Source organism: Rhizobium sp. FG96, assembly GCF_057808655.1.
Window position 1 is genome coordinate 1 of the sequence record NZ_JBMDIL010000025.1, and the last position, 11,929, is coordinate 11,929.

The window sequence follows — 11,929 nt, forward strand, 5'->3', positions numbered from 1 at the left end:
CATCAGGGCTAAATCAATCTAGCCGACCTGTCCGGTGAAACGGGGAGCACTCCACACGGTAACTCCTATGTCCGATGCTGGAGCCTAGCGAGCGCTACCGGCAAGCCCACTTTGGTTCAGGTCGCAAGACTGATCACCGACGCGGGACGAGGGAAGATCGTCCGCTATGCAAATGGGGATAGGCTCGACCTTAGAGCCAGCAATCTCAGAAGTCGGCGTGGGTCGGCCAAGAGGTGTGACGGCCAGATAGCGACGATCTCAGAAATGGAAGTCGCAATATGAGCGGGGACGCGGGAAACCCCGCCACCCTTCGCAAGAGAGCCACGGTCGCCATCGAGCGGATCAACCAGACGGATCACTTCAAGTTCCGCTGGGGCAAGCTCGACAAGTACCATAAGGCTGACCTTGCGGGCCATTTAAGGAAGACCGGCAAGGCGCTTGATCCGGTCCTTCTATGGCGCGACAGCGAAGACTGGAATGCTGCTCTCGTCCTCATCGATGGCGAGCATCGTCTAGCGGCATACAAGGCCGTGGGATGGAAGAAGGGCGTCCCTGCCATCATACTTCATTGTGATCGTCGGACGGCGTTGCTGGCGGCTCTGGGAGCTAATGCAAAGCATGTCCTTCCCCTCAGCCAGACAGAGAGGACGGACGCCGCATGGAGGCTGGTAAGGGAGCCAGTCCAGCCACCCTATACCCGCAAGGAGATTGTCGGCTTGGCCAGCGTGTCGGCCCGTACAGTCAACTATATGCGCAGCCGATGGACCGAGATGGTCAAAGCGGGGCAGGAGCCTACAGGAGAATGGGGGCGGGACCGCTCTGGTCATTCAGAAGATCGCGATGGTTCGGAAATGACCGACGCTCGAAGGGAGCGGGAGATTGCAATCCTAGTCTCTGAAATCCGCGATGTCATCGACAGACGTAAGAGGCCAGAGAAGGCGATCTTACGGGATGGTTGGGCGGTCGATACCGCAATCCTTGAGGCCATTGGCGACAAACGCTTCAAGGACTTGGCAGACTACTTCTTTGGAGAGAATGAGGAGCGGGACGAATGGTTCGGGGACACCCTTACCGACGATGCCGATTGCTCAGGCGACGACATGGATGATGTCAACTTCTGATGCCAAGGGTGCAACAAGTAGGGAGGTGCAATTGCACCCCCTGCTGGTTCCCTGCCGGTGACGCCGAATGGTTATCCACAGGCACCACCGAGGGTATAGCCTCACGCAGATAACAGAATATCAGCGATCACTGAAAATTGGTCTGAAAGGTTGGTCTGAATTGGTCTGAGATAAATCGGAAAATTCCCCGTAAGGGTTTGATAAGCCTATCAAATCTGTACGTATGGGAAATTTGGTGGAGCTAAGCGGGATCGAACCGCTGACCTCTTGCATGCCATGCAAGCGCTCTCCCAGCTGAGCTATAGCCCCATCAGGGTGGTCCGGTATTTTCCGGTCCTGGGATACTCCGAAGCGGGTTAACCCGGTGGAGTGGCGGCTTATTACTTGCGGTTTTCGCAGATGGCAAGCCAAAAAAACGGCCCGGAGAATTTTTGTTGTCCGGGCCGTGGATTATGCGATCAGACTTCGTCTTCGTCGCCGGTGACGCCGATGATGTCGCTCATGTCGTCATCTTCATCGTCTTCGTCGGCTTCGAGGAAGGTATCGTCGTCGTCATCGCCTTCGATTTCGACGTCGTCGTCGCCCATATCAGGAATGTCGTCGCCGCTTGCGCCCTCATCGGCATCTTCAAGCGAAACGAGTTCGACTTCGGTGTTCTCGGTATCGACTTCCTGAACTTCGTCCTCGTCGTTCAGCTCGGCAGCAGCAGCGGCCGAGGTTTCCTGGAAGAAGGACAGGGGATAGGATTTGCCGGTGTAAGGAGAAACGATCGGGTCCCGGTTCAGGTCGTAGAACTTCTTGCCGGTTTCCGGATCGGTACGCTTGGTTCCAAGTTCCGCTTTCGCCACTATAAGCCTCGTGAGAATGGCCGAATGCTAGATTCGGCAAATGCCGTGTAAACCGGCGTTCTATTCGGAATTTATATAAGCCGGTCCCCTTAATCGTTGCGGCCAATTATGTCAAAGCGAAACTTCGCGGCTGGCGCATGGCGTGGCCGTGATGACGGGATGACCGGCTGGCGGCAGTGTGTTAGGAAACGCCGAAACGACAAAAACGGCGAGAAAACCATGTATCAGCCGCCCCATTTCCGCGAAGAGGACCTTGCAACGCAGCAGGCACTGATCCGCGCCCATCCGCTGGGTCTGCTGATCACTGCCGGGGCAAGCGGGCTGATCGCCAATCCTGTCCCGTTTCATATCGATGCCGAAGCATCGCAGAAGGGAACGCTGCGGCTGCACCTGGCGAAAGCGAATGCGCAGTGGCGCGACATCGCTGACGGCGCTGACATTCTCGCCGTTTTCCAGGGCGCCAACTCCTATGTGACACCGTCCTGGTACAAGACCAAGCAGGAGACCGGCAAGGTCGTTCCGACCTGGAACTACGCGATCGTCCAGGCGCGCGGCACGGCCCGCGTCATCGACGATGCCGGCTGGCTGCTGTCGCAGATCAACGCACTCACGGGCCAGCATGAGGCAAGTCGCGAGAAGCCGTGGGCCGTTGCCGATGCGCCGGACGATTTCATCCGGGCGCAGATGAAGGGCATCATCGGCATCGAAATCGAGATCACGGCGCTTGAAGGCAAGTGGAAGGTAAGCCAGAACCGTCCCGTTGCCGACCGTGAAGGCGTCGCTGCCGGACTGGACACGGCCGGCGGCCAACACGACATGATCGAGCTCGTCAAACGCTATGGCGGGCTGGAAGGAAACCATTGAAGACGACATTCACGATTGCCATCGACGGGCCGGCTGCGGCGGGCAAGGGCACGCTTTCACGCCGGATTGCCGAGGAATACGGCTTTCACCATCTCGATACCGGGCTGACCTACCGGGCGACCGCCAAGGCGCTTCTCGATGCCGGCCTAGCGCTCGATGACGAGGCGGTGGCAGAAAAGATCGCCCGCGAGGTTGAACTCGGCGGCCTCGATCGCGATATCCTGTCGAAACACGAGATCGGCGAAGCTGCCTCGAAGATTGCCGTAATGCCCGCAGTTCGCCGCGCGCTGGTCGAAGCGCAGCAGCGGTTTGCGCAGAAAGCGCCGGGAACCGTGCTCGACGGCCGCGACATCGGCACCGTCGTCTGCCCGGACGCTCCGGTGAAGCTCTATGTGACCGCTTCTGCGCAGGTGCGCGCAAGGCGCCGTTACGACGAAATCACCGCCAAGGGAACCGCTGCCGATTTCGAGGCGATTTTCGAGGATGTGAAGCGGCGCGACGAACGGGACATGGGAAGGGCCGACAGCCCTTTGAAACCAGCAGAAGACGCGCACTTGCTTGATACGTCGGAAATGAGTATAGAGGCCGCGTTTCAAGCCGCAAAATCGATCATCGATGCGGCCTTGAGCCGAAATAACTGAAATTCGAGCGATCCGTTGGCGCCTTGCGCGGCGGGACGCTTTTTAAAGCCTGAAATTCCGTCCAAGCGCCGGATTGCTTCCTTCGAGGAAGCGGACTGGGTTCAGGCCTGTTCAACACGAACCAACCGGCGCATACGTGAGCCTTGAAGCTATCGAAGGCCACGCAGGAGATTTTATGTCAGTAGCTACTCCCTCTCGCGAGGATTTCGCGGCCCTTCTCGAAGAATCCTTTGCCAAGAACGATCTGGCTGAAGGCTATGTCACCAAGGGCATCGTCACGGCCATCGAAAAGGATGTCGCCGTTGTTGACGTCGGCCTGAAGGTCGAAGGCCGCATCGCGCTCAAGGAATTCGGCGCCCGCGCCAAGGACGGTTCGCTGAAGGTCGGCGACGAAGTCGAAGTTTACGTCGAGCGCATCGAAAATGCACTTGGCGAAGCTGTTCTGTCGCGCGAGAAGGCTCGCCGCGAAGAAAGCTGGATCAAGCTCGAAGCCAAGTTCGAAGCTGGTGAGCGCGTCGAAGGCGTGATCTTCAACCAGGTCAAGGGCGGCTTCACGGTCGACCTCGACGGCGCGATCGCCTTCCTGCCGCGTTCGCAGGTCGACATCCGCCCGATCCGCGACGTTTCTCCGCTGATGCACAACCCGCAGCCCTTCGAAATCCTCAAGATGGACAAGCGCCGCGGCAACATCGTGGTTTCGCGCCGTACGGTTCTGGAAGAATCCCGTGCCGAGCAGCGCTCTGAAATCGTTCAGAACCTCGAAGAAGGCCAGGTTGTTGACGGCGTCGTCAAGAACATCACCGATTACGGTGCGTTCGTTGACCTCGGCGGCATCGACGGCCTGCTGCACGTCACCGACATGGCATGGCGCCGCGTCAACCATCCGTCGGAGATCCTGAACATCGGCCAACAGGTCAAGGTTCAGATCATCCGCATCAACCAGGAAACCCACCGCATCTCGCTCGGCATGAAGCAGCTCGAGTCGGACCCGTGGGATGGCATCCAGGCCAAGTATCCGGAAGGCAAGAAGATTTCCGGTACCGTCACGAACATCACCGACTACGGTGCGTTCGTCGAGCTGGAGCCGGGCATCGAAGGCCTGATCCACATCTCGGAAATGTCCTGGACCAAGAAGAACGTACACCCCGGCAAGATCCTGTCCACGAGCCAGGAAGTCGAAGTCGTCGTTCTCGAAGTCGATCCGTCCAAGCGCCGTATCTCGCTCGGCCTCAAGCAGACGCTGGAAAACCCGTGGGCAGCATTCGCCCGCAACCATCCGGCTGGCACTGAAGTCGAAGGCGAAGTCAAGAACAAGACCGAATTCGGCCTGTTCATCGGCCTCGACGGCGACGTTGACGGTATGGTGCACCTTTCTGATCTCGACTGGAACCGTCCGGGCGAACAGGTCATCGAAGAGTTCAACAAGGGCGACGTCGTCAAGGCTGTCGTTCTCGATGTTGACGTCGAAAAGGAGCGCATCTCGCTCGGCATCAAGCAGCTCGGCAAGGATGCAGTTGGCGACGCCGCTGCCTCTGGCGACCTGCGCAAGAATGCAGTCGTTTCCTGCGAAATCACCGCAGTCAACGATGGCGGCATCGAAGTGAAGCTCGTCGAGCACGAAGACATCACCTCGTTCATCCGCCGTGCAGATCTCGCACGCGACCGCGACGACCAGCGTCCGGAACGCTTCTCGGTTGGCCAGGTTGTTGACGCCCGCGTCACCAACTTCTCCAAGAAGGACCGCAAGATCATGCTGTCCATCAAGGCTCTGGAAATCGCGGAAGAGAAGGAAGCCGTCGCTCAGTTCGGTTCGTCCGACTCCGGCGCTTCGCTCGGCGACATCCTTGGCGCGGCTCTGAAAAACCGCGGCGAGTAATCGCTACAAGCTTTGAAATGAAGAACCCGCCGGATCGATCCGGCGGGTTTTTCTTTGTCCTGATTTTTTGAAACGCCGCTATTCCCAGCCGACCATGCGCTGGTAGAGCGCGAAGACCGGATCGGCGACGCGCGGCTCTTCCGGGCGCGCCTCGATCTCGGGCAGATCGGCGGGCACCCTGCCCTGCGGACGCTGTTGTTCCTGCTGGCCGGCGGACTGCTGTTCTTCACCCGACTGGGCTTCCTGCTCATCGTCGCCGGCACCGCCCTCATAATCACTGCGATGCATCTGCGGATCGCGGCGCTCGGCGCCATCCTTGGCGAAATGATAGGGCGTCGCCATGTAGCCGACGCCATCGGCTGGACGCAGGAGACCAGATTTTTGCGCCATCTCGGTGAGATCGGAGGGAAGTACCTGCGGCTGCGCGGCAATTTCCTTCTGCTGGCGGGCGATCTGGGCAGCGTCGGCGGCGACAGCGCGTGCCGCAGCGGCATCTGCTGGCTGTGTCTGCTTCTGCGTGGCGGCCTGTTCCGGACCATCCACCGCCTCTTTCATCTCGTCGCTGATTGCCTGCTCGGGCATGGCTTCGGGATCGTCGGTTTCAGCGGCCAGCGCATCGAGCAGCGTCGCCACTTCCTGCTCGCCGATGATGGCGACCAGGAGCTCTGAGGCTTCCTCGGTGATCGATGCCAGGACGGCGGGCCAGATCTTCGGGATCACAGGCTCAGCGCGATCCTTCACGACCATCGGCGCAGTTTGATGTGTTTCGGCTTCGGCAAGCTGCTGCGGTTCTTCGGCAGCAGGCTCCTTAGCTTCTATTACCTCATCCGCGGTTTCGACCTGCAGCATCTCGCCCGCCATTTCCGGCTCGGCGGCGATCTCCTCGATCGTCTCGACGGGCAAAGAGGAGAGGGCTGCGAGCGGCAGTTGGGCGGCCGGTTCAGCCGTCTGCCGGGCAGGTGCCTGGGCCTGCGTCTCGCGAGCCGGGACGGTATCGCCCTTCGGCTGCGGCAGGATGCTGTCTTCCTGCAGAACGATATCCGGCCGCTGCTCGGGGCGCAGTGGCGACGCATCGTTCTGGCGATAGGAGCGCACGACCGCGCGAGCGGCAAGATCGCGATCCTTGTAGCGGATGGTTTCGAGATAAGCGACGACGCGCGCGGCTTCCGGACCGGCCGGGTTCTTCAGCGCCTCGGCGATCAGCCGCAGCGGCAGCGTGTGGCCGTCGGCAGCGAGCTGCGTTTCGATCTCGTTGATGCGGGCGGCCGGAAGCTTCTGGATCGTATCCGCGAGGCGGGCGGCGAAGGCGAGATTGGTCTCGCCGTCCTGACGCGGCAGCGGCAGGGCTTCGGATGCGGCATTGATCGCATCCAGAAGCGCATCGAACATCCGTTCGCGCGCGGCGGCCAGAAGCAGGTTGAGTTTGCCGGCGATTGCCGAATTCAGATCGGAGCCTTCGACGGCCTGAACCGGGGCCGGGGCAACGATGGACCGGGCAAGACCGCTCGCGACGATCGCGACAGACTGGCCGTTGGAAGAGAGACTCGTATTTGACGCTGCACGAACCGGAGTCAACATGGCATGCTCCTACTTTCGCAAGTGACAATCGAAGCAGAGGACAGGAAGACCGTGCTCATCCGGCCCTTCGCATTCCCGCGCGGCTCCTCCCGCCCGCTTGGCGCGTCATCGCGCCGCCGAATGCTTAAAAATTGATGATGATTCTACCGATTGGCCGTTAATGAAAAACTAACGGCCGGGCGGGATGCGAAATCCTGCCCGGCCGTTCCGGCGTAAATATGCAATTTTGCTCAACTATGAGCGAAAATGTCAGCCTCTTCCCAGCCGAGAAGATCGAGCTTGGCGCGGGTCGGCAGGAATTCGAAGCATGCGGTGGCATGATCGAATCGGCCGTCGCGTAGCAGCCGCTCGGTCAGCTTGTCGCGCAGGGCATGGAGATAGAGCACGTCGGAGGCCGCATATTCGAGCTGCGCCTGCGACAGCGTGGCCGCCGCCCAATCCGACGACTGCTGCGCCTTGGAGATATCGACCTCGAGCATTTCCTTCAGATTATCCTTCAGGCCATGACGATCCGTATAGGTGCGGCAGAGGCGCGAGGCGATCTTGGTGCAGAAGACCGGGGTCGTGGTGACGCCGAAAGTGTGGAACAGCACGGCGATATCGAAGCGGCCATAGTGGAAGATCTTCTGGCGCGCCGGATCGGCGAGCATCATCGTCAGGTTCGGCGCTTCCTTCTGGCCGGAAGCGATGCGGATGACATCGGCCGTACCGTCGCCCGGCGAAAGCTGCACAACGCAGAGGCGGTCGCGGCGCGGCACGAGGCCCAGCGTCTCGGTATCGATCGCGATTGCGCCTTTATAGCGGGCGGCATCCGCCGCGGAGATGTCGCCTTCATGATAACGGATGGTGGCGGCCATGGCTGTCTCTTACCTCGCGTGTTTCTTCCGGCGCTATAGCGCAAAGGCGGCGGCGGCGATACCGGCATTCGCCTCCGGCCCCTAGAAGGTCGGCGGCGTATTGATCCAGAGCAGCACCGTCTCGCCATCATGCTGGTTGCGCCAGGAATGATAACGGCGGCTCTCGAAATAAAGCGAGTCCCCCGGCCCGAGATCGAAGAACTGGTCGGAATCGAGCACCAGCTCGAGGCGACCGGAGAGCACATGCATGAACTCCTCGCCCTCATGCCGGTAGGCGCCTTCGCTGGTGGCGCCGGGCGCCAGCACGAAGCGGTGGCAATCCATCATCCGTCGCCCCTCGGCGAGAAGCTGCACGGTGACGCCGGGCGTGGTCTCCGGCCAAGTCCGCCACTCGCCGGAGCGGACGACGGCGGTCGCATCATCGACTTCCTCGCCTGACAGGCGCGAGACCGTGGTGCCGTAATATTCGGCGAGGTCATGCAGTGTCTTGAAGCTGACGCCCTGCGAGGTGCGCTCCAGCGTCGAAAGCGTCGACGAGGTGATGCCCATATCGCCGGCGACCTGATCGAGCGTCTTGCCGGCGGCGTGCCGCAGGCTGCGCAGCCGGCGGCCGATATCCGACGCGCTGGCGCTTTCCCCGGTATCGGCGGACGGCTCTTCGTTTTCCAGCGCTTCGCGAATGGCTGCAGGGTTGAGACCACGCTCGACGCGGTACCAGGAGATCTTCTTCAGCCGCGCGACGTCATCGGCGCTATATTGCCGGTGGCCGGTCTCCGAACGATCTGGCACCAGCAAGCCCTGGCTCTCCCAGAGGCGGACCGTGGACGCAGAGATGCCTGCCAGCCGCGCTGCCTCGGCGACCTTGTAGCGCACCGGCCCGTTATTGTTCATTCGCCAATAAATCCCTGATTCCGTGGTGCTTTATGCATCCTGCCGCGACAGAATCTCTTGTCCCGAGCATCCATCAAAAGGCGTGATGTTTGAAGCAGAAAATGCCGCTTGATTTCTTGCAGGAAAAATGTAGGACTTTTCTACATATCTTGCAGAAATTATACAAGATAATTCACAAACCCTTTTGAGCGCAGGAGCGCATCGATGACCGCAACCACTCTTACGGACCGGAAGAATGCCGCAATTTCCCGCGGCGTCGGCATGACCACGCAAATCTACGCCGATCGCGCAGAGAATGCCGAGATCTGGGACAAGGAGGGCCGCCGCTACATCGATTTTGCCGCCGGCATCGCCGTTCTCAACACCGGCCACCGCCATCCGCGCGTCATTGCCGCCGTCAAGGATCAGCTCGATCACTTCACCCACACCTGCCACCAGGTCGTTCCCTACGAAACCTATGTGCATCTCGCCGAACGCCTGAACGAGATCGCGCCGGGCAATTTCGCCAAGAAGACGATCTTCGTGACGACGGGTGCGGAAGCTGTCGAAAATGCCGTGAAGATCGCCCGCGCTGCGACCGGCCGCTCGGCCGTCATCGCCTTTGGCGGCGGCTTCCATGGCCGCACCTTCATGGGCATGGCACTGACCGGCAAGGTCGTGCCTTACAAGGTCGGCTTCGGCGCCATGCCGGGCGACGTCTTCCACGTTCCCTTCCCGGTCGAGCTGCATGGCGTCACCGCCGAGCAGTCGCTCGCAGCGCTGAAGAAGCTGTTTGCCGCCGATGTCGATCCGCAGCGGGTTGCGGCGATCATCATCGAGCCGGTTCAGGGCGAAGGTGGCTTCTATCCGGCACCCGCTGCCTTCATGAAGGCGCTGCGAGAACTCTGCGACCAGCACGGGATCCTGCTGATTGCCGACGAAGTGCAGACCGGCTTTGCCCGCACCGGCAAGATGTTTGCGATGGATCACCATGAGGTCGCTCCCGACCTGACGACCATGGCGAAGAGCCTTGCCGGCGGCTTCCCGCTTGCCGCCGTCACCGGCCGCGCCGAGATCATGGATGCGCCCGGCCCCGGCGGCCTCGGCGGCACCTATGGCGGCAATCCGCTCGGCATCGCTGCGGCACATGCCGTTCTCGATGTCATCAAGGACGAGGACCTCTGCAACCGCGCCAACCAGCTCGGCGGCCGCCTGAAGCAGCGCCTGGAATCGCTGCGCGACAGGGCGCCCGAGATCGTCGATATCCGCGGCCCGGGCTTCATGAACGCCGTCGAGTTCAACGACAAGACAACCAAGCTGCCGAGCGCCGAATTCGCCAACAAGGTGCGCCTGATCGCGCTGGCGAAAGGTCTCATCCTTTTGACCTGCGGCGTGCACGGAAACGTCATTCGCTTCCTTGCCCCGATCACCATTCAGGACAATATCTTCGGCGAAGCGCTCGATATCCTCGAAGCCTCCATTCTTGAAGCACGCGCGGGCAAGTAACCGTCCCTTCGGAGTAAATGACATGGCATTCACGACTGCACTGACGAAACACGTCCCCTTTTCCTCGCAGTTCCTGCGCGACACCGGCTATATCAACGGTGAATGGACGAAGGGCGATGCGACCAAGACCTTCGACGTGCTGAACCCGGCGACCGGCGAAGTGCTGGCCTCGCTGCCGGATATGGGCGCTGCCGACACCCGCAAGGCGATCGACGCGGCCTATGCAGCCCAGCCCGCCTGGGCGGCAAAGCCTGCCAAGGACCGCAGCGCCATCCTGCGCAAGTGGTTCGACCTGATGGTCGCCAATGCCGACGAGCTGGCCGCCATCCTGACGGCCGAAATGGGCAAGCCGTTCGCGGAGGCACGCGGCGAAATCCTCTACGCCGCCGCCTATATCGAATGGTATGCGGAAGAAGCCAAGCGCATCTACGGCGAGACCATTCCGGCACCGTCAAATGACAAACGCATGCTGGTGATCAGGCAGCCGGTCGGCGTCGTCGGGACGATCACCCCCTGGAATTTCCCGGCGGCAATGATCACCCGCAAGATCGCTCCGGCGCTCGCGGTCGGCTGCACCGTCGTTTCCAAGCCCGCCGAGCAGACGCCGCTTTCGGCGATCGCGCTTGCGGTTCTCGCCGAGCAGGCCGGTGTTCCCGCCGGCGTCTTCAACGTCATCGTCGGCGAAGATGGCCCGGCGATCGGCAAGGAACTCTGCGGCAACGACAAGGTGCGCAAGATCAGCTTCACCGGCTCGACGGAAGTCGGCCGCATCCTGATGCGCCAGTGCTCCGACCAGATCAAGAAGGTGAGCCTCGAACTCGGCGGCAACGCGCCGTTCATCGTTTTCGACGATGCCGATCTCGATGCGGCCGTCGAAGGGGCGATCGCCTCCAAGTACCGCAATGCCGGCCAGACCTGCGTCTGCGCCAACCGTCTCTACGTCCAGTCGGGCGTCTATGACGCCTTTGCCGCCAAGCTGGCTGCCAAGGTGGAAGCCATGTCGGTCGGCGACGGTTTCACCGCAGGTGTGACGATCGGTCCGCTGATCGACGAACAGGGTCTCGCCAAGGTCGAAGACCATGTCAGCGACGCGCTCTCGAAGGGCGCCAAGGTTCTGACCGGCGGAAAGCGCATCGAAGGTGCCGGCACCTTCTTCACGCCGACGGTTCTGACGGGCGTCGCCAAGGGCATGAAGGTGGCCAAGGAAGAGACCTTCGGCCCGGTTGCCCCCCTCTTCCGCTTCGACACGGTCGAGGAAGTGATCCAGCAGGCCAACGACACCGAATTCGGCCTCGCCGCCTATTTCTTCGCCGGCGATCTGAAGAAGGTCTGGAAGGTGGCCGAAGCGCTCGAATATGGCATGGTCGGCATCAATACCGGCCTGATGTCGACTGAGACCGCCCCCTTCGGCGGCATCAAGCAGTCCGGCCTCGGCCGCGAAGGCTCGCGCCACGGCGCCGACGATTATCTTGAGATGAAATATCTCTGCATCGGCAATCTCTAACATCGAAAGGGCGCCTCCGGGCGCCCTTTTTCATTTCCGCTCAGTAATGCGGCGGCCTGGTAACCGCCGGCGCTTCCAGCGATTGCTCTTCGAGCGACAGGAAGCGCTCCGTCAGCCGATCGAGCTTGGCCCGCGTCTGCTCCACGACCTTCCACTGCTCGGCAAGCTGGTCGGAAAGCTCGTCGATCGTCTTTGCCTGATGCGCCACCATTTCTTCGAGCGCTGTGATGCGGCTGATATCCTCGGCCATGGCTTTCTCCTGCC

General features: G+C 61.1%; 11 protein-coding genes and 1 tRNA gene. 6 read left to right on the plus strand and 6 right to left on the minus strand.

What is annotated here, in order from left to right:
* Positions 1-278 precede the first annotated feature (278 nt).
* Positions 279-1,121 (plus strand): ParB N-terminal domain-containing protein, encoded by an 843-nt coding sequence (locus tag ACODR6_RS31585; protein ID WP_489026489.1) that lies wholly within the window; start codon positions 279-281, stop codon positions 1,119-1,121.
* Between the two features lie 233 nt (positions 1,122-1,354).
* Here ACODR6_RS31585 and ACODR6_RS31590 read toward each other — a convergent pair.
* Positions 1,355-1,430: transfer RNA gene (locus ACODR6_RS31590), tRNA-Ala, on the minus strand.
* Between the two features lie 149 nt (positions 1,431-1,579).
* Positions 1,580-1,969, minus strand: coding sequence for a TIGR02300 family protein (locus ACODR6_RS31595; protein ID WP_112714260.1), 390 nt, complete (start codon positions 1,967-1,969; stop codon positions 1,580-1,582).
* Positions 1,970-2,188: 219 nt separating this feature from the next.
* Here ACODR6_RS31595 and ACODR6_RS31600 point away from each other — a divergent pair, with 219 nt between their 5' ends.
* From ACODR6_RS31600 to rpsA, 3 genes are all read left to right on the plus strand, one after another.
* Complete coding sequence (locus ACODR6_RS31600) at positions 2,189-2,833, plus strand: FMN-binding negative transcriptional regulator (RefSeq protein ID WP_489026490.1); 645 nt, start codon at positions 2,189-2,191, stop codon at positions 2,831-2,833.
* Positions 2,830-3,474: a (d)CMP kinase gene (gene cmk, locus ACODR6_RS31605; RefSeq protein WP_489026492.1), complete on the plus strand. Its 645-nt coding sequence runs from the start codon at positions 2,830-2,832 to the stop codon at positions 3,472-3,474. The genes ACODR6_RS31600 and cmk overlap by 4 nt, the downstream gene beginning before the upstream one ends.
* A 175-nt stretch (positions 3,475-3,649) precedes the next feature.
* Entirely contained in the window at positions 3,650-5,350 is a 1,701-nt protein-coding gene (gene rpsA, locus ACODR6_RS31610; RefSeq protein ID WP_112714266.1) for a 30S ribosomal protein S1, read from the plus strand.
* Between the two features lie 78 nt (positions 5,351-5,428).
* On the opposite strand, the gene ACODR6_RS31615 is transcribed toward rpsA, so the two are convergent.
* The 3 genes from ACODR6_RS31615 to ACODR6_RS31625 form a co-directional block, all read right to left on the minus strand.
* On the minus strand, positions 5,429-6,928 hold the full coding sequence (locus ACODR6_RS31615; protein ID WP_489026494.1) for a hypothetical protein: 1,500 nt from the start codon (positions 6,926-6,928) through the stop codon (positions 5,429-5,431).
* 230 nt (positions 6,929-7,158) lie between these two features.
* Positions 7,159-7,785 carry a ribonuclease D gene (locus ACODR6_RS31620; RefSeq protein WP_112714270.1) on the minus strand — a complete coding sequence of 209 codons (627 nt, stop codon included), beginning with the start codon at positions 7,783-7,785 and terminating at the stop codon, positions 7,159-7,161.
* 81 nt (positions 7,786-7,866) lie between these two features.
* The gene (locus ACODR6_RS31625) at positions 7,867-8,676 is read right to left on the minus strand and encodes a MerR family transcriptional regulator (RefSeq protein WP_489026498.1); all 810 of its coding nucleotides are present in this window, start codon (positions 8,674-8,676) and stop codon (positions 7,867-7,869) included.
* A gap of 204 nt (positions 8,677-8,880) precedes the next feature.
* Between ACODR6_RS31625 and ACODR6_RS31630 the strand changes: the two genes are divergently transcribed.
* Positions 8,881-10,161 (plus strand): 4-aminobutyrate--2-oxoglutarate transaminase, encoded by a 1,281-nt coding sequence (locus tag ACODR6_RS31630; RefSeq protein ID WP_489026500.1) that lies wholly within the window; start codon positions 8,881-8,883, stop codon positions 10,159-10,161.
* A gap of 22 nt (positions 10,162-10,183) precedes the next feature.
* Complete coding sequence (locus tag ACODR6_RS31635; RefSeq protein WP_112714276.1) at positions 10,184-11,665, plus strand: NAD-dependent succinate-semialdehyde dehydrogenase; 1,482 nt, start codon at positions 10,184-10,186, stop codon at positions 11,663-11,665.
* Between the two features lie 40 nt (positions 11,666-11,705).
* On the opposite strand, the gene ACODR6_RS31640 is transcribed toward ACODR6_RS31635, so the two are convergent.
* Positions 11,706-11,915 carry a SlyX family protein gene (locus tag ACODR6_RS31640; protein ID WP_112714278.1) on the minus strand — a complete coding sequence of 70 codons (210 nt, stop codon included), beginning with the start codon at positions 11,913-11,915 and terminating at the stop codon, positions 11,706-11,708.
* Positions 11,916-11,929: the final 14 nt, after the last annotated feature.